A 26,139-nucleotide genomic window follows, 5' to 3' on the forward strand; every position below is an offset into this window, starting at 1 on the left:
CCTTAGACTAAAGCAGCAACATCTAATATTAATGTAACTAAGCCGTCTCCTAAAATCGTTGCTCCTATATATTCTTTTAGTCCATGAAGAGTCTTCCCTAAAGGCTTAATTACAATTTCTTGTTGCCCCAGAAGGGAATCTACTAAAAGACCTACTGTTTTCTCTCCTACTTTTACGATAACAATATATTTCTTTGCTTTACTCTCCGTTTCTGTTTGTAATCTTTTACTCACCCTTACTAATGGAATTACACTATCATTATAAAAAATAACTTCTTTATTATTAGTTTTCTTAACGAGTGTTTCTTTATAATCTATTACCCTATCAATATAACCAAGAGAAATAGCCATTGTTTCATCGCCAATTTTTACAAGAAGAGCTTGTATAATCTGTAGTGTCAGTGGTAATCTTATAATAAAAGAGGTACCTTTGTCAATTTCACTAGTAGCATCTACGCTTCCACCTAAGGCTGCAATCTTAGTTTTAACAACATCCATGCCAACTCCACGCCCTGAAATATCTGTTACTTCTTCATTAGTACTAAATCCTTGTGCAAAAATCAAATTCTTTATGTCTACATCTGACATTCCATCTGTGTTTATACCTACTTTATTAGCTTTGGCCACTATTTTCTTAACATCTAAGCCCTTTCCGTCATCTTCCACTTTTATTATGGCTTTAGTACCTTCAGCGTAAGCTATAAGCCTAATTGTCCCAATAGGATTTTTACCCTTTGAAATTCTCTCTGCACTGGATTCAATACCGTGATCCGCTGCATTACGAAGCAAATGTAATAATGGTTCACCTATTTCATCAATAACTGTTCTATCAAGTTCTGTTTCCTGTCCTTGTATTTCAAGTTCCATTTCTTTTTCAAGATTTTTGGATAAATCTCTTATCATCCTTGGAAACCTATTGAATACTACTTCCAGTGGAAGCATCCTTATTTTCATTACTAAATCTTGTAGTTCTGAAGTTGCCCTACCCACTTGTTCTAGTGTTTCGTTTAAATCATCCAATTTATGAACACTACTTATTTGTTCCAGTCTTGTTCTGTGAATTACAAGTTCTGACACCATATTCATAAATTTATCTAACCTATCTAGTTCAACTCTTACAGATTGATGAGCTTTTTTATGAACTACCGCTTCTTTTTTATCTTCATTTTCATTTTGAACAACTTCCGAACCTTTTACTTCTATTTTTTTAAATTCCCCTATGTTTTCTGCCAGTTCATCATCACTATTTTTTAACACAACATCTTCCACTATTACCTGATCTACTTCGGAAATGCTCATCAAAATGTCAACAACTTCATCTTTAGTTTTACTGGTAATATAAATTAACTTTATTTCAAATTCAAAGTTCTCACTTTCTAAATCTTCAGCTCCAGGTATAGATTTTATTATTTCACCATGTTCCTCTAAGCTCTTAAAAATGAGAAACGCTCTTGCTGATTTAAGCAGCGTATTTACACTTATTAAAATATTTATATCAAAAGCATTATACGATTTCTCCATAGCTTGCTTAACAATATTAACGTCATATTCATTAAGGATAATTTTATCACTTTTAGTAGAATTATTAATCGTAACAGGAGCTTCTTTTTTTGTTTTAGCAGAAATATTCTCTCCTTCTGCTATGGAATGTAAGTCATCTATTATATCTTGTATTAAAAGTTCTTCAGATATACCCTCTGAAATATTATTCACCATTTTTTCTAATGTATCCAGACATCTAAATAAAACAGTTACAACCTTTTCAGTTACGTTAAGTTTACCTTCTCTAAATTTAGATAGAACATCTTCCATTTTATGTGTTAATTCAGCCATCTGACTAAATCCCATAGTTGCAGCCATACCTTTTATGGTATGAGCTACTCTAAATATTTCGTTTAGTTTATCTATGTTTTCTGGCCTCTGTTCTAGCTCAAGAAGTGACTCATTCAATGTCTGCAAATTTTCTATTGACTCTTCTAAAAACATTGACATATATTGTGATGTATCCATTTTTTTCCCTCCCATTAATTGTTATAACTTTTACATTTTTTTATAAATAAATGTAGACGCTTTTTCAAATCCATATTCTTTATAATTATATATACTTTCTGTAGCCCCTACAAACAGTAATCCTCCTTTTTTTAGAGATTCACTAAATTTTTTATATATTTTATCCTTAATGTCTGCATTAAAATAAATAACTACATTTCGGCACACTATCAGATCAAAATTGCACTCATACTTATCTAAAATAAGATCATGTTTCTTAAAATTTACCATTTTTTTAATTGTAGAATTAAGACAGTGTTTATCTCCCACAACCACAAAATATTTATTTAAAAATTCACTTGGTACATTTTTAATTTCTGCGTAAACATATTCGCCATTTTTAGCCTTTTCTAGTATTGTGCTATCTATGTCTGTAGCTAGAATCTTATGACTGGCTCTAGGATATAAATCATCCATAATCATAGCTAGCGAATAAGGTTCAGCTCCAACAGAACATGCTGCACTCCAAATTTTAAGCCCTGATCTATATGGTAGCTCCAATGCTATTTTTTTTGAAAACTCTGAAAATATTTCAGGATTTCTAAAAAATTCTGTTACGTTTATTGTGATGAAATCTAAGAACTTTTGCTTTTGCAAAGGATCACTCTTTAATAAATTAATATATTCATCTACAGAATTAACTCCAACTCTAGACATTAAGCTTAAGATTCGTCTATGTAATTGATTAGATTTATATGCTGATAAATCTATCTTATATTCTTTTAAAACCCATTGCTGAAAATAAATTAAGTCCATTGCTATCTCATCTCCCTACTAGAATTTTACTGATTCTTTCAGCAATATCCGAAAGTGGGATGACTTCATCCACTTTACCCGTTTCAAAAGCTGCCTTTGGCATGCCATAAATGATGCAAGTAGACTTATGCTCAGCTATTGTAATTCCTCCATTATCTTTAATCACTTCGGTTCCATTTGCTCCATCACGTCCCATTCCAGTGAGTATAACACTTAGTAGCCTTGGTCCATAAACTTTAGTAGCAGATAAGAAGAGTTTATCTGCGGCGGGTCTAACGCCCCATAGCGTAGGTTCTGTATTTAGATGTATCTTCTTGTCAGTACCTACCTCCATGTGAAAACCACCAGGAGCTATATATACTACATTTTTTTCTAGGATGTCACCATCTTGTGCTTCTACAACCATAATTTCACTGTTCAAATTAAGTCGCTGCGCAAAAGCCTTTGTAAAGCCTGCTGGCATATGTTGCACTACAAGTACCGGCACCCCTAAATCTTTAGGTAATTCTGTTATTACTTTATATAATGCTTTGGGACCACCAGTGGAAGCTCCAATAACTATAGCCTCTATGCCGCAAGCTCCTAAATTTTTAGTGTGGACCGCCACCTTTTGAGAGTTATTTATACTTAATTCGATATTTTTTTTAACTTTCATTTTGTTTTCAGCCATACTACGAGTAAAAGCTAATTTTATCTTTTGCACCAGTTCATCTTTAACTTTATTAATGTCTAGTGATATTGCCCCAGATGGTTTTGCTATAAAATCAAAAGCTCCTAGCTGTAGACATTCCATAGTGAGTTCCGTTCCAGTTTTAGATATACTACTAAGCATGATAACTGGTATATCAACGTTATTTTTTTTAAGTTGCCCTAAGGTTTCAATCCCATCCATTTTAGGCATTTCAACATCCAAAGTTATTATATCAGGTTTTTCAAGGGTGATTTTTGATAACAGTTCTTCGCCATTTTTTGCTGTATCTATAACTTCCATTTCTGTTTCGCTATTTACCATATCAGAAATTATTTTTCTCATTAATGCTGAATCATCCACTACAATAACTTTAATTTTTTTTGACAATATATTTCACCCCATTGTGGTTTGCATAAAATCTAAATTTCCCTTATACCTATACCTACAGTTCTAATAGACAGCAATCCACTAGCGGTATCGAATATCAGTGTTCTTCCTTTATTCCCACCAATATCTTCTGCTATTATCGGTATAGATAGTTCTTTAAGCGCATTTTTCACAGCTATACCATTTCTATTACCAATGTCCATTATTATACTTTTATCTGCAAAATTAAACATGGAAGCTCCACCTGCTATTTTAGCTCTCATATTTTTAAGCTTTGCACCTTTTTTTATCATGTCGCGGACGAGTATTGGTATAGCTAAATCTGCAAATTTTATTTCATTGGTTACTTTGTTAAACTGACTACTATCTGGAAGCATTATGTGTGCCAATCCTCCAAGTGATAGTACTCTGTCATAAATTGCAATACCCACACAAGAGCCCAGGCCCACAGTTATTAATTTATCCGGAGAGTATGCTACATTTAAATCTGCAATTCCTACTTTTATTTCAATATATTCCATCTCAACACCTTTTTTACATTATTTGTATTTTTTCTTGCTCTGTTAATATACCTGAAAGGTTTAAATATATAATTATTTTACCATCAATTTTAATAAATCCTTTGATGTATCTTTTTGAAATTCCAGAAATCATCTCAGGTGAATCTTCTATGCTATCGCACTTTACATCCTTAACTTCAGAAACAAAATCAACTATTATACCTATTTTGCTATGGTTTTGCTTAGCAACTATTATCTTAGTTTGTTCTGTGTTTTCAGTAATAGGCAAATCGAATCTTTTCGATATTGATATAATCGGCAAAATTCCACCTTCATAATTTATCACACCTTCAACAAATGCTGGTGAATCTGGAATTTTAGCTGCTTTTTCGTATCCTAGTATTCTTTCTACTTCCATAATACTAGTAGCATAATGCTCATCATTTACACTAAAAATCAAGATTTTAATATCTTGGTCCTTCATATTAGCTCCCCCTACAATAGTAATTTATCAACAATTAGCTCTCCAGAATCGTCTATATAAGCATGTACATTTTTACTATCAATATCTAAAACGTATTCTCTAGCCCCTATAGTAAACCTAGTATTTGAATAAGCAACTTCTGCCCATATTTGACCATGGTTTTCAACAATAAGCTGAGTCGATACCCCCCCATGTCCACCAACTGTTTTACATTTAATTTCTTTCCCGGCTTTTATAATTCCACCTCTGGCTACACTTTTATCTTTTTTGAATATCACACTATTGCTTGCACATATTTGTGATACATATTGTCCTTTTCCACTAAAGATTACATTACCTGAACTCTTAATTGTTGAATCTTGACAATAATCTAGAACTACATCCACAGGAAGAGTTAAATCTATTGTGAGGTTTACAATTTTATTGTCAATAATTGTAACAACATCATTTAATTCCTCATAATGTTCTATACTAAGAGGGCCTAAATTAAGTATTTTATGTTTTATGATAAATATTAATGGATCCTCTTCACTTTCCGACTGTGACATTTGTTCAAGAACCTTAATTGATGTTTTAGGAAGTTTCTTAAATTTAGTTTCAAGCAAAATTTTAATTAATTCACCATCACTAGTATTTTTTTCTAAAAGGTTCATATCTTTAAGTTGACCTATTGAAGCAATTATTTTCCCTAGATCGTTTTTCATGCTCTTTAAATCGCACAAATATTCTTGAGTTAATACATCTTCTTTACCGGCAGAAACAGATGAATGAAATATATTGCCGCGTATTACAATATCTCCGTTAGCAGTAATTATCGCTTCTGCTACATTATCTTTAATTAAAATAGAATTACCCGATTCTACGCTCATTCCTTCGTGTACACTGCCATGGATAATTATATCTCCTAAAAATTTAACATTCCCAGTTTTAAGTTCCACATCTCCATTTACTTCATAGGTTTTATAAACAAAAAAAGTACTTCCCTTAGCAGAGGGTCTACCTTCACTTGCTGCTACAACAGTACATGCATCTTTCATTTCAGCACCAGAACCAGCAGCTAATACTATTTTTTTGGCATTTTTAGCTTTTACAGCTTTCCCTGTAATATCCATTCCATCTTCTCCATCTGCTCCTGGATAAAGAATAGCTAAAACTTGTCCTTTTTCAACTGCATTAACGGTTCCTATGGCCTTATAGTCTACAATTTGTTCGGTTTCATAATTTTCAGAGTGTTCTTTGCTTGCCAAATCATACTTGATTTCAAGCCTGTCATCTATTTTCTTTATAGGCTCTTTTCCTTTTGCAATTAATAGTTCACAGGTTTCCATAGCTTCAGAACATTTTATAACTTCATCTTTTAAAATACCATATTTAATATTATGATTTATAAGTTCATTTTCAATTTCAAGTACAGTGAATTTCGGTGGTACAATTTCCTCTTTTTTTTCTATTTCTAAGGCAACTGAACTTGTGGCCTTCACATCTTTTAGTTTATAAGTAATCTTAGGTTCGTATATAATACTAATATAAGCTTCCATCTTATCTAAACTTGTCCTTAAATCCATCTTCCTTTTAGCTTCATCTTCTTTAATTAAAACTTCTATAATACTTTCCGTGTATACAGGTGTACGGAGGTTTACACTTTCACCATCCACTGTTATCGTAAGATTATTTGTAGTAGAAATTAGTGCTGGCTTTCCACCTTGTTTAGGATCTTTTATAACAATTTCACCAAACAGAATTTCTATAGTTCCATTTATTTCTTCACTAGGTGTTTGTTTTTGTTTTAAGTAAGCTATATCATCTATAGAAATCACAGCATGTTTCTTAAAAAAACCATTTTTCTCTTCTAGAATTGAATATTTAATCTTTTCTACTGGGATACCTAAACTAATACTCGCATTTTGTAAACACTCTAAAACATTAGCCCCTTGAAAATTCTTAGTGCCTACTTTATCTATCAATTATACCACCTCTTTCTATATTGAAATTATACCATGATTTATCCTTATATTTGTGTATAATACAAGATGTTTTATTTATTTATCGTCTTATTCGAAAGAAACTTTATAAATTTCTTTTTATCTTGATTTAATTCAACATCAAATCCTACCATTATTGAATTTATAATAGGATTTTGTGATGAATTAAAAGAGTACTCATCCACACTTTTTATTGGTAATACCTTTGGTGAGGTCCCTGAAATAAACAAACCCGTTAAATCCTTTAAATCACTTTCATGGATATCGTCTTCTTTAAAGTTTAAATTTAAATTCTTACAAACTTTTATAATAAATTGTCTTGTGATACCTGGAAGCACTTTTAAAACCTTTGAAGTTACTACAGTAGTTCCCCTTATCATGAAAATATTTGATTTACTACCTTCAGTAATAAGCCCCTGATTGTCTATAAGAATTGCCTCATATGCCTTTGTATTTGCAATCTCTCTGTTTACACCCTCTCTAAAAGCACTATCAATAACTTTAGCATTTGGATTACTACGTTCGCCATGATATGTAATGGTTTTCACACCTTTTTCATATTGCTCCCGTGAGGGATAGTCATGTGGAATAAAATAAGCTAAGAATGTTTCACTGAAAGTATTACTATTTTCACCTTTCACCTCTGTTGGGTCATAATTTATAATTAATTTTAAATTTTCATTTTGAGCACTATTTATATCTATTAATTTAATAATTCCATCTATAATTTCATCCCTTGTAATATGGGGACTATATTTCATAATGCTTGCAGAGTTTTCTAGCCTATCTAGATGTTCCATAAGAAAAATCGGAATTCCATCACTTACTCTTATAACTTCATATAAGGTTTTACCTTCACTCTTATAATAGCCATCGAATTCTGCACTGTTTTTAATTTCTTCTCCCAATAAAAAATATGAATTTGTACACTTTTCCATATATATTTCCCCTTCGTTATTCTATTATTTTTATTTGTTATTTCCATTTTAAAATTTCTATTTTATCGTGTGTTTTCTTAAAGTTTATTAAATATGGATGCCCCACTAAGTTGAAAAGTGGCAGATCTGATAGAGAATCAGAGTACATATATGAACCTTCAAAATCAACCTGAATATTTTCTTCCTTTAGTACCTCTTTTAATCTTATTACTTTTTCCTCGCCTTTGCAATTTTCTCCAATAATTTCATTTCTATGAAAGCCGCCATCAGTCAAAAACCTAGTTCCTATTACCTTGTCAACTTCCTTTATATTATATAGTTCACACAAATAGAATTCTGCAGAAGCTGAGATCAAATAAATCTTGTACCCCTGTGCCTTCATCTTTTTAATGGTGTCAATAGCATCCTTGTATAATATTTTACTTAATCGTGTTTCATAAAATTCACTTACGATTTTCTTCATTTCCTCTTCCTCTATACCGTCAATAAATCTTATAAAAATTTTCTTCAATTTTGAAGCATCATATATCTTAAAAGCGTAAAATATAGATGAAAATATACTTTCAGGTAAATATTTTATTAGTCTACGATTTTTTTTCATCATAAATAGATAAAACTCTACTAATGTTTCTCGTTTAGTTAGAGTGTAATCCACATCAAAAATAGCCAATTTTTCTTTCATAAGTTCTCCTCTCTTAAAAAACATATTAATATTGTTATTATTACCATAAGCTTACTATTAATGCTTTTTAAAAAAACTTTAAAAAGAGCCGATGCATATGCAACGACTCTTTTATAAAATTATTTTTCTTCTTTAATCATTTTTTCGTAATATGCAGTTACTTCTGCAAATTCTTCATCTTCAGGAATAACGAGTTCTCCTGTTTCTTCATCTCCAACTACCTTGAAAAGATAAATTGAATCATCCTCAGGATTTTGAACTAACGCAAATTCATTATCTTTATAAGTAAATCCATCTACTACTTCACATGGAATTACATTACCATTTTCATCCTCTAAATCTACTGTTAATGCTTCGCCTTCTCCTTCTCCGCAACCACAACCACAACCTTCATCGTCATGCTCATGACCTCCGCATCCACAACCTTCATTTTCATTGCTTCCACATCCGCATCCTTGGCTTTCTATTTCATTTTCTTCTTCGTTACAACCGCATCCGCAATTTTTCTCTTCATTCATAATGTAATACCTCCTATTTTGAGTATGTTATAATTTTACCCTTAATTATACTATTTTAAAAGGGTTTTTTGAATTATTTTTATTAAATTATTGTTAAGTTTTTAATATAATCTAAAATTCAAAAGAAGATAGAATTTAATCTATCCTCCTTTGAATTCATAATTCTAAAAATTATTTTTGGTTAGCAAGTTTTTTGTAACCTTCTAATCTTTCCATAGCTTCTTTTTCTGTTTTAATAAATAATTCTTCTGCTATTTCTGGATATACTTTTGCAAGTGATGAGTATCTTACTTCACCCATTAAGTATTCTCTAAATGATGTAGTTGGCTCTTTAGAATCTAATATAAATGGATTCTTTCCTGCTTCTTTGAGTTCTGGATTAAATCTAAACATACCCCAGTATCCTGATTCAACAGCTCTCTTAGTTTCAAGTTGTGTACAACCCATTCCAACTTTGAGGCCATGATTGATACATGGTGCATAAGCAATTATAAGTGATGGTCCTTTATATGCTTCTGCTTCTTTTATAGCTTTTAGTGTTTGATTTTTATCAGCACCCATTGCTATTTGAGCAACATAAACATAACCATAGCTCATTGCCATCATACCTAAATCTTTTTTCTTAGTTCTCTTTCCAGTTGCAGCAAATTTAGCTATAGCAGCTGTTGGAGTAGATTTTGAAGCTTGACCTCCAGTATTTGAATACACTTCTGTATCCATTACAAATATATTTACATCTTCGCCAGATGCAAGTACATGGTCAACTCCGCCGTATCCAATATCATAAGCCCAACCGTCTCCACCAAATATCCATTGAGACTTCTTGATTAAATGATCTTTTATACTAAACATTTCTTTTAGTGCTTCACTACTATCTTTTTCAGCAGTTAATAGTGGTAATAATTTAGATGTTGCAGTTTTTGAACCCTCTGAATCATCTTTGTTTTCTATCCATTCATTAAGTGCTGCTTTTAATTCTTTGCTTGTGTTTGATGTTAATGCTTCAACAGCTAACATTTCAACCTTATCTCTTAATTGCATAGTTGCAAGGTACATTCCAAGTCCAAATTCAGCATTATCTTCAAATAATGAATTGGCCCAAGCAGGTCCTTTACCACATTCATTAACTGTATATGGTGAAGCTGGTGAACTTCCTCCCCAAATTGATGAACATCCTGTAGCATTAGCTATAAGCATTCTATCACCAAATAATTGAGTAATAAGTCTAGCATATGGTGTTTCTCCACATCCAGCACAAGCTCCGCTGAATTCCATCAATGGTTGTTCAAATTGGCTTCCTTTAACAGTTGCTGTTCCCATTGGGTTTTCTTTTTTAGTTAATGATAGTTCAAATTCCCAATTTTCTATTTTTGATTCTTGAGTTGCAATTGGTTTCATAATTAATGCTTTTTCTTTTGCTGGACATACTTCTGCACAATTACCACAACCAGTACAATCTTCTAAACTAATACCAATAGTGAAATTAAGACCTTCAAATTTCTTTCCACCAGCAGCTTTTTTACTTTCATAACTAGCTGGAGCATTCTTAATTTCTTCATCAGTTGCTAAGAATGGTCTTATTACAGCATGTGGGCATACATATGCACATTGATTACATTGTATACATTTATCTACCTGCCACTCTGGTACATTAACAGCAATACCTCTCTTCTCGAATGCAGCTGTTCCTGGTACTATACTTCCATCTTCTATTCCAACAAATGCTGAAACAGGAAGTGAATCTCCTTCTTGTCTGTTCATTACATCAGCAATATTCTTAATGAAATCTGGTCTAACTTTATTTGAAGTTTCAGTTGTATCTTTAGCATTTTTCCAGCTTTCTGGTACATTTATCTTAACAACTGATTCAATTCCTCTGTCTATTGCAGCATTGTTCATATTAACGACTTTTTCACCCTTTTTACCGTAAGATGTAACAACTGCTTGCTTAAGATACTTAACTGCATCTTCTGCTGGTATAATGTCAGCTAGTTTAAAGAACGCTGATTGCATTATCATGTTTGTTCTTCCACCAAGACCTATGGATTGAGCTATACCAACTGCGTCAATTATGTTGAAGTTAATATTGTGATTTGCAATATATCTCTTCATTGTCGCTGGTAAATATTTCTCTAACTCTTCCATATTCCATATGCAGTTTAATAAGAATGTTCCATTATCTTTAATTCCTTTTAGAACATCATATTTATTTACATAAGACTGGTTACCGCAAGCAACATAGTTTGCAGCTGTAATTAAGTATGGTGATTTTATAGCTTTCTTACCGAATCTTAAGTGAGAAACAGTTATTCCACCAGATTTTTTAGAATCATATGCAAAGTATGCTTGAGCAAACATATCTGTATGATCTCCTATTATTTTTATAGCACTCTTGTTAGCTCCAACAGTACCATCTGATCCAAGTCCCCAGAATTTACATTCTTTAGTGCCCTCTGGAGTTGTTGTTACAGTTTCTCCAATAGAAAGTGATGTGTTAGTAACGTCATCTACTATACCTACAGTGAATCCTGTTTTAGGTGAATCTGCTTTTAATGAATCATATACAGCAACAATGTGAGCTGGAGTAGTATCTTTTGAACCGAGTCCATATCTTCCACCAACTATAATTGGTCTAATTGCTTTATCAAAATAAGCATTTCTTACATCTTGGAATAATGGTTCTCCAATAGATCCTGGTTCTTTAGTTCTGTCAAGTACAGATATTTTTTTAACTGTAGATGGTATGTATTTGAAGAAGTGGTCTAATGAGAATGGTCTGTAAAGATGTACTTTAAGTACTCCAACCTTTTCTCCTTTTGCCATTAAGTAATCTATAGTTTCTTCAATTGTATCACAAGCTGATCCCATTGCTATTATCATCCTATCTGCATCAGGTGCACCATAGTAATTAAATAAATGGTAGTCAGTTCCGATTAATGAATTAATTTTTCCCATGTAATTTTCAACTTTTTCTGGAAGAGCATCATAGTATCTGTTTGCTGCTTCTCTTCCTTGGAAATAAATATCTGGGTTTTGTGCTGTTCCACGAGTTACAGGGTGCTCTGGGTTCATCGCATTATTTCTAAATGCTTCTACTGAGTCTTTATTTATAAGACTTCCTAATGTTTCGTAATCCCATATTTGAATTTTTTGTATTTCATGAGAAGTTCTAAATCCATCAAAGAAACTTACAAAAGGAATTTTACCTTCAATTGCTGATAAATGAGCAACTGGGGATAAGTCCATAACTTCCTGTACTGAACCTGATGCAAGTATTGCACATCCTGTTTGTCTAGTAGCCATTACATCTTGATGATCCCCAAAAATATTAAGAGCATGAGTAGCAAGTGATCTAGCAGCTACATGGAATACTCCTGGTAGAAGTTCTCCTGCTATTTTATACATATTAGGAATCATTAGTAGTAATCCTTGAGAAGAAGTAAATGTAGTAGTTAGTGCTCCTGCTTGAAGCGAACCGTGAACTGTTCCTGCTGCTCCAGCTTCTGATTGCATCTCCACAATTTTAAGTACTTGACCAAATACATTTTTTGTACCTTTTGCTGCCAATTCATCACAATATTCAGGCATGTTTGAAGATGGTGTTATAGGATAAATTGCTGCCACATCAGTAAATGCATAGGCAACGTGTGCTGCTGCTGTATTACCATCCATAGTTTTCATTTTTCTCATTTAATATACCTTCTTTCATTAAATAGTATTGCTCAGATAAAAGCTTAATTGAGACATTTTTACGCTTAGTTTTTAGTTTGACCATATAAAGAGCTTTTATCCAAATTGAAATAACCTTATGTACAAGATAATTTGCTCACAAATTATCTTTTCTTTACATAGTCACAAGAATTTATATAATTAAATGCTATTTTACCAAACTTTTTCCCATTTCTTCTGCTAGTACTAATTGCTCATTAGTAGGTGCTTCGTTAACAGTTAAACTTTGAACAACATTAAATTGGTAATCTTTCATTAAACTTATCCATTTGTTCATAAATTCTCCGTCATCCCAACCATAAGATCCAAATAATCCTGTAACTTTATTTTGGACTGGAATTAATTTGAATTTTTCAATATAAGGTTGCATTTCATGTTGCTCAATCCTATTGTTATCCATTGATGGGCTTCCAAAGGCAACCGCATCTGCTGAAGTTACATCTTCCACAGTAGCTTCACTAACTAGTTTAATTAGTACCTGTGCACCTGCTTCTTTTGCTCCTTTAGCTACATGATTTGCCAAAACTTCAACATTTCCACCATTGCTCCAATAAATTATTGCCAATTTTTTAATTACAATCACCTCACGAATTTATATTAGTAGATAGTTTTTAATACCCTTTAATTATACATCAAAAATAAAAACATTCAAGTTTATTTGTTGTAAATATTCCAATATGGGCTAAGATTTTCATCATAATGTATAAAATAACTAAATTCTTCTAAATTCTTCTTTTAAATGTATTTATTGATTCAAATTATACTTTTCATTACTCTTAACTATTACAGAATCGTATTTCTTCAAATCCAAAAGTTCCTTAAAACACTTTTGAGAATCTGCATCCCCGTGTACCAGGAAAACCTTTTTAGGTTTTATCACAATATTTTCTAGAAAGTTAAACAAGCCATTTCTATCTGCATGACCAGAAAGCCCTTGCAAATTATATATTTTTGCTGCCACTGAAATATCTTCCCCGAAAATTTTAACCGTCTTATTTCCATCTAAAATCCTTCTACCTAAGGTACCCTCTGCTTGATATCCTACAAATACCAGTGAATTTTCACTTTTCCACAAATTATGCTTTAAATGATGTTTTATTCTGCCTGCATCACACATTCCACTGCTTGATATGATAATCATTCCCGTTTCTATATCATTCAGCTTCATAGACTCCTCCGCTGAGTGCGTAAAAGTAAGTCCTTTAAACTTCAGTACATTACTATCATGTTTTTGATACTCCTTTGCATCAGCATCGAAATATTCTGTATTACTTTCAAAAATTCTCGTTGCTTTTTCTGCAAGAGGGCTATCCACATAAACACTACAGTTTTTAATAATATCTTCTTCAACATACATATTAAGCGCATATAGTACTTCTTGCGTTCTTCCCACTGCAAAAGATGGGATTATAACATTTCCACCTCTATCAAAAGTTTCTTTTATTATATTAGCTAACTCTTTTAATACATCTTCTAATTTACTATGTACCTTATCACCATAAGTAGTCTCCATAATTACATAGTCTGCACTATCTATAATTGTAGGATCATTTATTAGTGGTATATTTAAATTTCCTAAATCACCACTATAAACAAGTTTTACTGGTTTTTCATTTTCTTCTTTTATTTCTAGTTCGGTAATAGCTGACCCAAGTAAATGACCTGCGTCCTTTAAAACAATTGACAACCCGCAAAAGGGCTTTATTTCCTCATTATAATTATAACCTTTAAAAAGTTTTATACATTCTTCTGCTATTTTTGAAGTATACAATGGTTCTTTCAGCAGTAGGCCTTTCTTTTCAAGTTTCTTATTTTCCCACTGAACTTCCATCTCTTGAATATGTCCACTATCGGGTAGCATAACACTACATAACTCCAATGTAGCTTTGCTACAAATTATTTCACCACCAAATCCATTCTTATATAATAGTGGAATTCTACCACTATGATCTATGTGAGCATGGGACAATATCACTAAATCTATATCCTTTGGATCAAACCCAAAACCTTCATTTTTACCTTGGTCTCCATCTTTTCCTTGGTATAACCCACAATCCAGTAGAATAGTTTTGTCTCGTAACCTTAGAATATGACATGAACCTGTAACACACTGCGCGGCACCAAAAAATTCAAGTTCCATTTTCTCCTCCTTTAATTTAAATTATTATTATATCCTTATAATTACAGTCTTCACCACTTTCGTTTTTTTTATATACAAAATATTTTTTTAATAATTACTAGCTAATTAGAACAGAATAAAAAGATGAAGAATTTATACATTCCTCATCTTTTTCTATATTTTTCTATTAACTCAACTATTAAGTCAATACTTTTTTCTGTATTACTAGAACTCATGTTTTTAATATATTTATATCTATCATTATAGAGTTCATTAATTTTTATTTCTAAATATTCACAGGTGAGCTCTTCCTCTTGGATTACCATACTATAACCGCTTTTTTGAAAAGACTCTGCATTAAGTATTTGATCTCCTCTGCTCGATTTACCGGATAAAGGAATTAATAAATTAGGCTTCCTCATTGCCAAAAGTTCAAAAATAGCATTGGCTCCTGCCCTTGACACAACAAAATCTGAGCTAATAAGTAAATGAGGTAATTCATCTTTTACATACTCATACTGCACATAACCATTTTTATTTTCAAGTGATGTGTCAATATTGCCATTGCCACAAATATGAACAACATTATAGAGTACTAACAATTTTTCAAGTTTTGATCGTATTGCGTCATTTATAATTTTAGAGCCTAAGCTCCCACCAATAACCATAAGTATTGGCTTATTATTTTTAAAACCACATATTTCTTTACCTTTTATCTTGCTTCCCTGAAATAATTCGGCTCGTATAGGATTTCCAGTTAATACACCTTTATTATTTTTTATTTCTTTTAAGGACTCTGGAAAAGTTACACATAATTTAGTACAATAAGGAGCTACTAGCTTATTAGCAAGTCCTGGTGTAATATCACATTCATGTGCAATTACTGGCACTTTATTTAGGTATGCTGCAATCACTACAGGTACAGAAACGAAACCACCTTTAGAAAATACAATGTCTGGTTTTTGCATTTTTATAATTTTTTTAGCCTCAAAAATACCCAAGATCACTTTAAAAGGGTCAGCAAAATTTTTAAAATCAAAATATCTACGAAGCTTTCCGCTAGATATAGCATAATATTTTATATTTTCTCCCTCTATTATTTTTCTTTCAATACCATCCTTTGTACCTATATATTCAATTTCATAATCTAGACTTTTAAGTTTTGGTATAAGTGCAAGATTTGGTGTTACATGTCCCGCAGATCCGCCACCAGTCATTATTATTTTATGTTTTACCACTTTAACACTCCTTCTGAAAAACATGTTTTAATCAGTATATTCTACATTATTATATACCAAGTTGGATGAAAAGTTCCAGTATATATTAAAAAACTAGTGAACACTAAAATTATAGTTGTCCATAATTTACTAAAGTGTATATAATATTCAAATCTATCCTTCAACTCACTATAATAAAAATAAGATATACGGATAAACTACTATTATAAAATAATCCCACAAAAAAAAAGGAGGAATTACAAATGGCAAACAGAACATTAGTACCAGAAGCAAGAGAAGGACTAAACAAATTTAAAATGGAAGCTGCTAAGGAAGTTGGCGTTAGTTTGAAGAATGGATACAATGGAGATCTTACTTCTAGACAAAACGGTTCCGTTGGCGGACAAATGGTTAAAAAAATGGTAGAACAATATGAGAAAAATTTATAATTAAAATTTAAAATTAGTCAAGAGGTATATGCTAGTCATATACCTCTTGACTTTATATAATTAATTTTTTAAAGTATGTTACTTTTTTGCAATTAAAATAATTTATTGATATATTGGATACAATTAATTTAATATATTGTACTTGCCTTATTTCCCTTAAATATTCTGTTATATATTTTGAATTTCTGCACAGAATACTATCATAACACAAACAAAATATAATTTAAAAGGAGTGATTAACAATGTCAAACAGAAAATTAGTACCTCAAGCTAAAGCTGGATTAAATTCATTTAAAATGGAAACTGCAAAAGAATTAGGTGTTAATTTCACAGATTATAATGGTGATTTAACTTCAAGGGAATGTGGTTCTGTTGGCGGAGAAATGGTTAAGAAAATGGTACAACAATACGAAAGTAATTTATAATTTTTAAAAAGATATAACAAAGACACATAGGCGCAATGTCTATGTGTCTTTAATACTTTAATGTATCTTAAATTCTATAATTTTTAATTGAATAGATGTGCGTCCATTATATTCATTAATTTGAGGTGAATAAATTAGATCTAGTTTCATACCCCTAGGGTTTTTAAGATAGTTCATATGATCTTGTCCATAGGTATCACTTAGCATTTCTATAAATTCATCAACTCTATTAAAACATATTCCATCTATTGTTTTATTTTCTCCTGGCATTATGAATTTTATTTTTAATGTATTAGCTTTTTTACCTAGTATATCTATCTTTAAAACAGAAATATTCTTTTCAGCAAGCAGTGGCGCTGGATTACCTTTACCAAAAGGTTCTAGGATTTCTAATTCTTCAATTATTTTGTAATTTATTTTGTTTAACGGCATCCGCTTATCTATCCTTACCTTTGGAATTATATCCTCATCTGTTAATGTGCAAATGCGATTTAACTTTTCCCTTAACCTATCTATATTTTCTTCTTTTATAGATAGCCCGGCAGCCATGGGATGACCACCAAATTTCTCCATAAGTTCTTCACATTTTATTAGTTCCTCAAATAAATTGTATTCTTCGATAGACCTTGCAGAGCCTTTTGGGTTATCTTTTCCCTTAGTGAGTATTATAGTGGGAACATGAAAAGCTTCCCTAACACGCCCTGCTACAATTCCAGCTATGCTCTCATGAATAGTATCTTTATAAATTACTAGTACTTTATCACTTTTAAAAGTAGAATTTTCTATGAGATTTATTACCTCCTCTACATTATCTGTTGTCATCTCTTGTCTTGTTTTGTTAAGTTCAAATAATACCTTAGCTAGGTCCCTTGCTCTAGTTTCCTCTTCACATAGGAGTAACTCCACGGAAAGTGCTGCTGTGTCTAACCTTCCTGTAGCATTTATGCATGGTCCTATTTGAAACCCAACATGGTAAGATTTCATCTGCTTGCCTTCAATGCACAAAATTTCCTTTAGACATTTAAGTCCAAGATTTTTTGTATTTGTTAACATTTTTAAAGCGTTTTTAGCAATTATTCTATTCTCTGAAACCAAATCTACTACGTCGCATATAGTTCCTATCCCTGCTATCTCCATAAATTCTTGTATCTTTTCACAATCAATCCCAAGTTTTATATATAATGCTTGTACAAATTTAAAAGCTATACCTGCACCACATAAATTTTTAAATGGATAATTGCATTCTACTTGTTTTGGATTTATAACCGCATCTGCCAGTGGAATTTTAAAAGTTCTTACACCCTTATCATCTTCGTCAAATGCTAACTCATGGTGATCAGTGACTATAACCGTCATTCCTAGTTCTTTTGCTAGTTTAACCTGTTCAATAGCAGCTATTCCATTGTCACAAGTTAAAATTAGCGAAACTCCCTTTTGCTTTAGTTTTCTTATTCTATCACTATTTATCCCATATCCTTCATTTTCTCTATCTGGAACATAGTAATCTACCAGTGCACCGCAGTATTTTAGTGCCTTGTACAGTATGACAGTACTAGTAACTCCATCCGCATCATAATCTCCATATACAACTATTTTTTCACTATTTTTCATAAATACTACTATTAAATCTATGGCTTTTTCCATATCTTTCATTAAAAATGGATCATACAAATCCTCTACACTGGCCCGCATAAATTTTTTTATTTCTATTTCATTATTTAATCCTCTATTGATTAAAATCTTAGCAATAACTTCACTTACCCCAGAGTTTTTTGCAAGTAAACTAATATCCTTCGAGGTATTTCTTAGTAACCACTTTTTCTCCATATTTATCTCCTATTTATCATTATTTAAATTTGGCATTAGTACTTGTATAGTAGGATTCACTAAAACACTATTTACTACTGCCATTATTTCACTTTCACTTATACTTTGCATACCTTGAATTTTAGAAAATATTTTCAGTCCATTTGCATACATGATTTCGTGTACACATAAATTCATGCTAGTCTGAATTGATTTCTCTATTGCTAGCATTCTTTTTAATTTGTAACTTTTGCATAGCTTTAAAATACACTGCTCATCAAAATAATTTCTAAGTTTTTTAACTTTCTCTATTTCATCATTAATGATTTTAATAGTATTATGGACATTTTCATAGGAAGTTCCAAGGGAAATTATAAAGAGTTTTATCCCTGTTTCATTTTTAATTTTACTACCAATATCATAGACAAGACCTCTCTTAGTTCTAATTTCATGATACAATATGCTACTTGTACCTTCTCCGAACACTAAATTAAATAACTTTAGCGCACTAATTTCTCTAGAATTTAAATTTTGTATTGAGAAACAATATTGAATTTTCGCCCCTTGAATACCATCTTTATATTCAAAGTAGGTGCCAGGATTATTGTTTTCGTATACGTACTCCTCATTCTCATCCAATATACAGTTTTCACTAGAGTGGTTTGGATTAAAATTATAAAGATGCTTCTCTACTATTTCTGAAACTTTAGTAAGACTCATAGAAGATACTACGCTTACTACACAATTATCCGCGGTGTAATGCTTGTGGTAAAAATCTATAATTTGCTCTATAGTGATGGAATGAATGCTTTCCTCTGTTCCAATAATTAGATTTTTTAGTCTTCTATTTCTAAAACAATTATAGTACATGGAATCTTCACAGCACTGGTTTAAGTCATCCTTCCAGTCTTTTAGTTCTTCAATTATCACTCCAACTTCTTCTTTGAATCCATTTAGTGGAAAAGTTGGATTTATAAGAATATCAGAGTAAATTTCAAAACCCTTTTCAAAATCCTCATCTAGGGTAGTTCCATAATAAACTACATAAGGATAATTAGTCATTGCATTACAAAATCCAAAGGTTTCATCACATAATTTATTTATTTGGTATTCTGTAAGGGAAGCTGTTCCCTTAAAAACCATATGCTCTACCATATGTGCAATTCCCAGTTGTTCTTTTTTTTCACTATTTGCACCAGCATTAAATCCTATTGTAAAAGATGTTAAATTATTTTCTGCACTCTTATATAATAATTTTATTCCATTTTTAAGTATTATTTTTTCCATATAAACACCTTCATTAATTTTTATTTTTTTAAAATATAAAAAAGGCATGCTAAGATTAGTTTTATATAAACTCACATTGCATGTCTTTTTTTATTTCTATTCTAAAATAACAACCTCTACGTAATCGTCTACTAATGCATTGGTCAAGTTCTTACCTCTACCAGCTCTATTTTGAACGTTTATATCATCGAGTCTTATAATCTTTTTTTCACCTTTAAAGGAACTAACTGTTAGTGATAATCCCTGGTCTAATGTAGCAACTACTTCACTACTAGATTCTGTGTTTTTCGTTACTGCAACTACCAAATCCACAAAAATAACTTCATCATCATCTTTTAAACTTATTCCCGTTACCCCAGAGGCAACTTTTCCCATATAATTAATATTATTCACATTAAATCTTATGCACATTGCCTTTTTCGTTACTAACAATACGTCTTTCTCTACAGTATCAATGTTAATTTTTACAGAAGTTATTTTATCTTCCTCTGTTTTAAGCTTATAAACAGGTGTTGACAAAAAGTCTCCCTGAAGTTCACTAAGCTTAGTTCGTTTTGTAAACCCTCTTTTAGTAAAGAAATATATGCTAGCTTCTACGTTAAAATCGTCAACGGAAACAATATCTACTATTTTATCGTCAAGGTTAAAATCATCTAATAGTGTATTAATAAGTATACTCTTTTTTAAGGTATTCTGAATGGTATAGCTAGGTAATTTATGAACTATGCCCTTTTCAGTGAATATAAGTAATGTAGAAGAGGATTTAGTATAAGTACTTAAGGGAGCATTACTCCTTCTATTAGATATTTTAATTGCACCTTTTCCATTTATACTAATATTAAATTCCTTATAGTCCGAAACCTCTGTAAGTTCTATTTGGACAACTTGATCCCTTGAGGTTAGATGGAATAACTGAGTGCCCATTGTATTCCTATCAATAGCTTCAAGCTCTGGCCTTTCTACAGAAAAATCCAAACCTTCCTGAGTTACTACCTTTATAAACTTCTCTTGCTTTCCCTTGCCTATTAGCCAAACACTTAGAAGTGTTTCATTTTCTCTTAATCTCAAAGCTGTTAATTTAGTATAACTAGTAACAAATTTATCTAAATCAGTTTTCTTTATATTCCCTTTGCTAGTAAAAAACATAAATTCATTATGTGCAGATAAATTCCCCACTGAAAAACAAGCAACAATCTTTTCTCCTGTAAGATCTATCCCTTTGATAAGAGTATCAAGTCTTTCACCTTTTTCTTTCCACTTATATTCTGGAACTATATCTCCTTTTAACTTATACATATTTCCTACCTCAGTAAATATCATTAAAGTATCTTTAGTGTTTGTATCAATTAAGTGTGTATTAAAATCTCCCTCTCTATACTCAATATCTTCTATATTAGTGTTAGACCTATTATAAGATTTCATAGGTACTCTCTTTATATATCCGTCATTGGATAGGGTTATCATAACATCCTCTACCACGATTAACTCATCTAGGTCTATTTTAGCTTCGTTATCATCTTCAATAATTTCAGAACGCCTTGGGTCATTATATTTTTCTTTAATTTCTATAATTTCCGTTTTTATCACTTTCAAAAGTTCATTTTTATTTTCAAGAATTTTCTTATATCCCTTAATTAATATTTCTAATTTTTTATACTCTTTTAGAAATATTTTTAATTCAAGACCCGTAAGCTTATATAGCATAAGTTCGAGTATAGCTTCCGTTTGAATAGCTGTGAAACCAAACTGTGCTTCAATATTTGCACCAGCATCCTTTTTAGATTTTGAGCTTCTAATAGTGGCAATAATTTGATCCATCACATCTATAGCCTTAATAAATCCTTCTACGATATGAAATCTCTTTTCTGCAACTTCTAATTGACTTTGAGTTCTTCTAGTAACAACATCCTTTTGATGATTTAAATAATGCATTAATATAGTTTTAAGTCCCATAGTTTCAGGTTTTCCATTGGCCAGGGCTACCATATTAAAAGGTACAGTACATTGAAGTTCTGTTTTCTTTAATAAGTATCTAAGTACCATAGCTGCAGTGTCCTTGCTTGTAGACTTTTTAAATTCAATTACTGATCTAAGTCCACTTCTATCAGATTCATCCCTAATATCTATAATGGATTCTAATGCTTTTGAATGCTTTTTATCTGCTGTCATCTCAGAAATAGATCCTAGTAATTTCGCCTTGTTTTTCCTGTACGGGAACTCTGTGATAACTATGCCAAGACGTCCAGTTTCTAGCATTTCAATGTTAACCTTAGAACGTAGTGTTACCTTACCTTCTCCAGTTTCATAAGCAGATCGCATAGCATTCTTGCCAATTAAGATTCCACCTGTTGGCAAATCTGGTCCTTTGATATACTTCATTAATTCTTTTGTGGTAATTTCCTCATTATCAGCATAAGCTAGTACTCCATCAATTACCTCTCCTAAATTATGAGGGGGTATGTTTGTAGCTATTCCTACCGCTATTCCAAAAGTTCCATTTACAAGTAAATTAGGATATCTTGCTGGAAGTACAGCTGGTTCTTTCTCTGTGTCAGAATAATTATCTACCATATCCACAACACCTTTATCAATATCCCTTATCATTTCAAGCGCAATAAGAGAAAGCCTTGCTTCTGTATAACGCATAGCAGCTGCATTATCCCCATCTTGACTTCCCCAGTTTCCATGACCATCTATTAATGGTTTTCTTGTAGAAAAACTTTGAGCAAGGATTACCATAGCCCCATAAACAGAACTGTCTCCATGTGGATGATATTTACCAAGTATATCTCCAACAATTCTTGCTGATTTAAAGTAGGGTTTATCCGGAAATGCCTTTAGCATATACGCTCCATAAAGAATTCTTCTATGCACTGGTTTTAAACCATCTCGTACATCTGGAAGGGCCCTTTCTCTAGCAACTTCCACGGCATAAGGAAGATAGTTATCTGGCATTGCTTCTTCAATTGGAGTCATTATTATATTATTATCTTTAGGTATATCAATTTTTTTTGCCATTTAATAAATTCCTCCTAAAATTCAGCGTATTTGTACATGTAATTTTTTCTAGGTGCAACAACATCCCCCATCAAAAGTGAAACCATTTTTTCTGCCTTAGCTGCATCTTCTATAGTCACCTGTTGAAGTGTCCTAGTAGTAGGATTTAATGTAGTTTCCCAAAGTTGATCTGGGTTCATTTCCCCAAGACCTTTGTATCTTTGAATAAGGTAACCCTTACCGATTTCTTTTTTCGTCTTAACTAATTCTTCATCACTATATGCATATTTGGCAACTTCACCATTTTTTCCATTTTTATAAACTTTATAAAGTGGAGGCATACCCATATAAAGATGACCATTTGCAATTAAGGGTCTCATATATCTATAAATAAAAGTCATCCATAGTGTTCTAATGTGATATCCATCAACATCAGCATCACTTAAAATAATGATCTTATCGTATTTTAAGTCTTTTTCATTATAATTGCCCAAAACACCAGTTCCAATAGCAGTATTGAATATTTTAAGTTCTTCACTAGCTAGTACGTTTTCTAGCTTCTGTTTTTCAGTATTCATAATTTTACCTTTCGAAGGCATTATAGCTTGAAATCTTCTATCCCTAGCTTGCTTTGCACTTCCACCAGCTGAGTCACCTTCCACCACTATAAATTCTGTAACTCCTGAATCTTTTAGTGTACATACTGCAATCTTACCTGCAAGAGGAGATGCTCCCTTACCTACTTTTTTTCTTTCAGCGTCATTAATTTTTTTTATTTTATCCCGTCTTGTTGCAGCTGACACTGCATTATTTATTATGTTAGTAGCTATTTCTTTATTGTCTTCTATCCATTCTGAAATTTTAACATAACACAGTTCATTCATCATACTATAAGCTTCATTATTACCAAGTTTGCTTTTAGTCTGACCTTCAAACATTGGGTTACTTATTTTAATTCTAACAATTGCCGTCATTCCTTCTCTTAAATCATCACCTTCAAATTCCTTATCCTTATCTTTTAAAAGGTTAAGCTTTTTGGCTCCTTCTTTAAAAGCTCTTGTCATCCCTGTTTTAAACCCTGTTTCATGAGTTCCTGATTCTGTAGTTGGTATATTGTTAACATAACTTGCAATGTATTCTGTAGTAGAATCTGTAAATTGCATACATATCTCTCCATATAATTGCATTTCATTTATTTCTTTTTCACCTTGAAAGAATATAGCCTCCTTATGTAGGAGCGTTTTGCTTTCATTTAGATAATCAATAAAATCTAATAGACCTCTCTCAGAATGATATTCCTTTTCTGTTTTTTCTTCCTTACGCTTGTCTATAAACACTAAGGTAATTCCCTTGTTTTGGAAGGCTAATTCTTGTAATCTTTCATCAATGACATCTGTTTTAAACTCTAAAGTAGTAAATACATTTTTATCAGGCATAAAAGTAACCTTACTACCAGTTTTTTTTGTTTCCCCTGTGATTTCAAGCTTATTTATCGGAGTACCTGGCATAAGTCTTTTTAGATTCTTATCGTAAGCATATTCAAATCTTTGAGTAAAAACTTTCCCCTTTTGTCTTATTTCAACTACTAACCATTCTGATAATGCGTTTACAACTGCGGCTCCAACACCATGAAGCCCTCCAGAAGTTTTATAATTTTTATTATTAAATTTTCCACCAGTGTGCAGCTCAGTAAACACCATCTCTACACCAGATTTATTTTTTATAGGATGCATTCCCGTAGGAATACCACGACCATTATCTACAATAGTAACACTTTTATCTTTATTTAAAATTAGCTCTGCTCTATCACCATAGCCATTAGCTATTTCATCTATAGAATTGTCCAAGATTTCCCATATACAATGATGTAATCCTTTGCTTCCTGTAGTTCCTATGTACATACCAGGTCTTATTCTTACAGGCTCTAGTTTTTCTAGAGAAGTTAAGTCAGTTACATCATAGGTTTGCATTTCTTCAACATCTAAACTCATAAAAATCCTCCAGTAAAATTGTTTTTATCCAACTTTTAATTTCTTCAGTAGCAGTTTTTATATCTACTACTTGAACTTCTAATGCATATTCATATTTATTAGAACCATGAGTGTACATAGGGTCATAATGCTTTATCATAAGTTCACTTACCACTTCATAGTATTCTGATTTTAAAACTAACTCCGAATACCTATCAATATTTTTTGCCCCAATATATTTTTCCAGTCTTTTTAAACATTCAATTATTTCCTCGTTACAATTTTCAAGTTTTGTATATTCATTAACAATAAGCTCTACTCTAAACCCAATATCTGCTTGTACAAAAATATGTATACCCGTTTTCATTTTCTGAAATATAAAATCAGGTATTGTAGCGTTTCCTATTCGTTTGCTTTCTGCTTCAACAAATACGTAAGAGCCTTTAGCCTTTTGTAACATATGAAATATATTAGATTCAAATTGTTTTTGACTAGTAGATTTACCAAGCCCTACTGTTCCTAATAGTGATCCTCTATGATTAGCATATCCTTCTAAGTCTAAAATATGAAATCCATCTTGCTGTAACTGTTTAAGAATTTCAGTTTTTCCAACACCAGTGTTACCATGTAAAACAATATATTGAACACTTTCGTTAACCTTTGGTAGGTTTTCAACTACAAACCTTCTATATCCTTTATATCCCTCATTTATTCTCTCTGTATTTACCCCAAATGCGCTGAGTAGCGAACCAAGTATACCACTTCTCATTCCTCCTCTAGCACAAAATAAAATAATTTTATCATATTGTTTCTGGAGTTCTTTAATTTCATCATAAATATGGAGTAATTTTGTAGAAGCTACTTCAAGACCTATTCTTTTTGCCTTTTCAACACTTTCCTTTGTATACACGGTACCAATAATTTTTCTCTCTTCATCATCAAATAAAGGGATATTTATTGCTCCATTTATAGTTCCATCCATGAATTCACCTGGACTTCTTACATCAACTAATATATAATTTCCTTCAATTTCTCCATATTCTATAGTTCTCAACATTAATTTTGCCTCCTAGTGTAACTCATACTTTCAATGTTATCTTTTATAAAAACATTAACCGGCAGAATTAAAAACTCCTACCGGTTAATACAGTAAT

20 protein-coding genes are annotated in these 26,139 nt (G+C 31.7%); 2 read left to right on the plus strand and 18 right to left on the minus strand.

The window, feature by feature from the left end; translation table 11 throughout:
• Positions 1–2: 2 nt before the first annotated feature.
• The 13 genes from ACREWB_RS20870 to murG all read right to left on the minus strand — a co-directional run bounded on the left by ACREWB_RS20870 (position 3) and on the right by murG (position 16,072).
• The gene (locus ACREWB_RS20870; protein ID WP_431549404.1) at positions 3–2,009 is read right to left on the minus strand and encodes a chemotaxis protein CheW; all 2,007 of its coding nucleotides are present in this window, start codon (positions 2,007–2,009) and stop codon (positions 3–5) included.
• Between the two features lie 30 nt (positions 2,010–2,039).
• Complete coding sequence (locus tag ACREWB_RS20875) at positions 2,040–2,804, minus strand: CheR family methyltransferase (RefSeq protein WP_431549405.1); 765 nt, start codon at positions 2,802–2,804, stop codon at positions 2,040–2,042.
• 7 nt (positions 2,805–2,811) lie between these two features.
• Positions 2,812–3,837, minus strand: coding sequence for a protein-glutamate methylesterase/protein-glutamine glutaminase (locus tag ACREWB_RS20880; RefSeq protein WP_431549454.1), 1,026 nt, complete (start codon positions 3,835–3,837; stop codon positions 2,812–2,814).
• 77 nt (positions 3,838–3,914) lie between these two features.
• On the minus strand, positions 3,915–4,403 hold the full coding sequence (locus tag ACREWB_RS20885) for a chemotaxis protein CheD (protein ID WP_431549406.1): 489 nt from the start codon (positions 4,401–4,403) through the stop codon (positions 3,915–3,917).
• 13 nt (positions 4,404–4,416) lie between these two features.
• Positions 4,417–4,866 carry a chemotaxis protein CheW gene (locus tag ACREWB_RS20890; protein ID WP_431549407.1) on the minus strand — a complete coding sequence of 150 codons (450 nt, stop codon included), beginning with the start codon at positions 4,864–4,866 and terminating at the stop codon, positions 4,417–4,419.
• Positions 4,867–4,877: 11 nt separating this feature from the next.
• Positions 4,878–6,830 (minus strand): flagellar assembly protein A, encoded by a 1,953-nt coding sequence (locus tag ACREWB_RS20895; RefSeq protein WP_431549408.1) that lies wholly within the window; start codon positions 6,828–6,830, stop codon positions 4,878–4,880.
• Between the two features lie 71 nt (positions 6,831–6,901).
• Positions 6,902–7,786 carry an aminotransferase class IV gene (locus ACREWB_RS20900; RefSeq protein WP_431549409.1) on the minus strand — a complete coding sequence of 295 codons (885 nt, stop codon included), beginning with the start codon at positions 7,784–7,786 and terminating at the stop codon, positions 6,902–6,904.
• Positions 7,787–7,823: 37 nt separating this feature from the next.
• Positions 7,824–8,468: an HAD-IB family hydrolase gene (locus tag ACREWB_RS20905; protein WP_431549410.1), complete on the minus strand. Its 645-nt coding sequence runs from the start codon at positions 8,466–8,468 to the stop codon at positions 7,824–7,826.
• Between the two features lie 119 nt (positions 8,469–8,587).
• The gene (locus ACREWB_RS20910) at positions 8,588–8,986 is read right to left on the minus strand and encodes a DUF1292 domain-containing protein (RefSeq protein WP_431549411.1); all 399 of its coding nucleotides are present in this window, start codon (positions 8,984–8,986) and stop codon (positions 8,588–8,590) included.
• Between the two features lie 171 nt (positions 8,987–9,157).
• The gene (gene nifJ, locus ACREWB_RS20915) at positions 9,158–12,676 is read right to left on the minus strand and encodes a pyruvate:ferredoxin (flavodoxin) oxidoreductase (protein WP_431549412.1); all 3,519 of its coding nucleotides are present in this window, start codon (positions 12,674–12,676) and stop codon (positions 9,158–9,160) included.
• 187 nt (positions 12,677–12,863) lie between these two features.
• The gene (locus ACREWB_RS20920) at positions 12,864–13,289 is read right to left on the minus strand and encodes a flavodoxin (RefSeq protein ID WP_431549455.1); all 426 of its coding nucleotides are present in this window, start codon (positions 13,287–13,289) and stop codon (positions 12,864–12,866) included.
• A 171-nt stretch (positions 13,290–13,460) separates the two neighbouring features.
• Positions 13,461–14,855 carry an MBL fold metallo-hydrolase RNA specificity domain-containing protein gene (locus tag ACREWB_RS20925; RefSeq protein WP_431549413.1) on the minus strand — a complete coding sequence of 465 codons (1,395 nt, stop codon included), beginning with the start codon at positions 14,853–14,855 and terminating at the stop codon, positions 13,461–13,463.
• A 143-nt stretch (positions 14,856–14,998) separates the two neighbouring features.
• On the minus strand, positions 14,999–16,072 hold the full coding sequence (murG, locus tag ACREWB_RS20930) for an undecaprenyldiphospho-muramoylpentapeptide beta-N-acetylglucosaminyltransferase (RefSeq protein ID WP_431549414.1): 1,074 nt from the start codon (positions 16,070–16,072) through the stop codon (positions 14,999–15,001).
• A gap of 242 nt (positions 16,073–16,314) precedes the next feature.
• On the opposite strand from murG, the gene ACREWB_RS20935 reads away from it, so the two are divergent.
• Both ACREWB_RS20935 and ACREWB_RS20940 read left to right on the plus strand, forming a co-directional pair.
• Positions 16,315–16,500 (plus strand): alpha/beta-type small acid-soluble spore protein, encoded by a 186-nt coding sequence (locus ACREWB_RS20935; RefSeq protein WP_431549415.1) that lies wholly within the window; start codon positions 16,315–16,317, stop codon positions 16,498–16,500.
• A gap of 242 nt (positions 16,501–16,742) precedes the next feature.
• Positions 16,743–16,925, plus strand: coding sequence for an alpha/beta-type small acid-soluble spore protein (locus ACREWB_RS20940; protein WP_291642652.1), 183 nt, complete (start codon positions 16,743–16,745; stop codon positions 16,923–16,925).
• 57 nt (positions 16,926–16,982) lie between these two features.
• On the opposite strand, the gene recJ is transcribed toward ACREWB_RS20940, so the two are convergent.
• From recJ to mnmH, 5 genes are all read right to left on the minus strand, one after another.
• The gene (gene recJ, locus ACREWB_RS20945; RefSeq protein ID WP_431549416.1) at positions 16,983–18,752 is read right to left on the minus strand and encodes a single-stranded-DNA-specific exonuclease RecJ; all 1,770 of its coding nucleotides are present in this window, start codon (positions 18,750–18,752) and stop codon (positions 16,983–16,985) included.
• A gap of 9 nt (positions 18,753–18,761) precedes the next feature.
• Positions 18,762–20,018, minus strand: coding sequence for a M16 family metallopeptidase (locus ACREWB_RS20950; RefSeq protein ID WP_431549417.1), 1,257 nt, complete (start codon positions 20,016–20,018; stop codon positions 18,762–18,764).
• A 96-nt stretch (positions 20,019–20,114) separates the two neighbouring features.
• Positions 20,115–23,036 (minus strand): DNA topoisomerase IV subunit A, encoded by a 2,922-nt coding sequence (locus ACREWB_RS20955; RefSeq protein ID WP_431549418.1) that lies wholly within the window; start codon positions 23,034–23,036, stop codon positions 20,115–20,117.
• Between the two features lie 14 nt (positions 23,037–23,050).
• On the minus strand, positions 23,051–25,006 hold the full coding sequence (locus tag ACREWB_RS20960; RefSeq protein WP_431549419.1) for a DNA gyrase/topoisomerase IV subunit B: 1,956 nt from the start codon (positions 25,004–25,006) through the stop codon (positions 23,051–23,053).
• A complete protein-coding gene (mnmH, locus tag ACREWB_RS20965) occupies positions 24,990–26,042 on the minus strand; it encodes a tRNA 2-selenouridine(34) synthase MnmH (RefSeq protein WP_431549420.1) in 1,053 nt (350 codons plus the stop codon). Before mnmH ends, ACREWB_RS20960 begins: the two co-directional genes overlap by 17 nt.
• Between the last annotated feature and the right edge of the window lie 97 nt (positions 26,043–26,139).

Source organism: Clostridium sp. (assembly GCF_050717635.1).
Lineage (GTDB): Bacteria > Bacillota > Clostridia > Clostridiales > Clostridiaceae > Clostridium_AD.

What these genes read in the sequence shown, in the direction of transcription:
- ACREWB_RS20870 (WP_431549404.1), bottom strand. Translation starts at nt 2,009, where the DNA reads ATGGATACATCACAATATATGTCAATGTTTTTAGAAGAGTCAATAGAA.
- ACREWB_RS20875 (WP_431549405.1), bottom strand. Translation starts at nt 2,804, where the DNA reads ATGGACTTAATTTATTTTCAGCAATGGGTTTTAAAAGAATATAAGATA.
- ACREWB_RS20880 (WP_431549454.1), bottom strand. Translation starts at nt 3,837, where the DNA reads ATGAGAAAAATAATTTCTGATATGGTAAATAGCGAAACAGAAATGGAA.
- ACREWB_RS20885 (WP_431549406.1), bottom strand. Translation starts at nt 4,403, where the DNA reads ATGGAATATATTGAAATAAAAGTAGGAATTGCAGATTTAAATGTAGCA.
- ACREWB_RS20890 (WP_431549407.1), bottom strand. Translation starts at nt 4,866, where the DNA reads ATGAAGGACCAAGATATTAAAATCTTGATTTTTAGTGTAAATGATGAG.
- ACREWB_RS20900 (WP_431549409.1), bottom strand. Translation starts at nt 7,786, where the DNA reads ATGGAAAAGTGTACAAATTCATATTTTTTATTGGGAGAAGAAATTAAA.
- ACREWB_RS20905 (WP_431549410.1), bottom strand. Translation starts at nt 8,468, where the DNA reads ATGAAAGAAAAATTGGCTATTTTTGATGTGGATTACACTCTAACTAAA.
- ACREWB_RS20910 (WP_431549411.1), bottom strand. Translation starts at nt 8,986, where the DNA reads ATGAATGAAGAGAAAAATTGCGGATGCGGTTGTAACGAAGAAGAAAAT.
- nifJ (WP_431549412.1), bottom strand. Translation starts at nt 12,676, where the DNA reads ATGAGAAAAATGAAAACTATGGATGGTAATACAGCAGCAGCACACGTT.
- ACREWB_RS20925 (WP_431549413.1), bottom strand. Translation starts at nt 14,855, where the DNA reads ATGGAACTTGAATTTTTTGGTGCCGCGCAGTGTGTTACAGGTTCATGT.
- ACREWB_RS20935 (WP_431549415.1), top strand. Translation starts at nt 16,315, where the DNA reads ATGGCAAACAGAACATTAGTACCAGAAGCAAGAGAAGGACTAAACAAA.
- ACREWB_RS20940 (WP_291642652.1), top strand. Translation starts at nt 16,743, where the DNA reads ATGTCAAACAGAAAATTAGTACCTCAAGCTAAAGCTGGATTAAATTCA.
- recJ (WP_431549416.1), bottom strand. Translation starts at nt 18,752, where the DNA reads ATGGAGAAAAAGTGGTTACTAAGAAATACCTCGAAGGATATTAGTTTA.
- ACREWB_RS20950 (WP_431549417.1), bottom strand. Translation starts at nt 20,018, where the DNA reads ATGGAAAAAATAATACTTAAAAATGGAATAAAATTATTATATAAGAGT.
- ACREWB_RS20955 (WP_431549418.1), bottom strand. Translation starts at nt 23,036, where the DNA reads ATGGCAAAAAAAATTGATATACCTAAAGATAATAATATAATAATGACT.
- ACREWB_RS20960 (WP_431549419.1), bottom strand. Translation starts at nt 25,006, where the DNA reads ATGAGTTTAGATGTTGAAGAAATGCAAACCTATGATGTAACTGACTTA.
- mnmH (WP_431549420.1), bottom strand. Translation starts at nt 26,042, where the DNA reads ATGTTGAGAACTATAGAATATGGAGAAATTGAAGGAAATTATATATTA.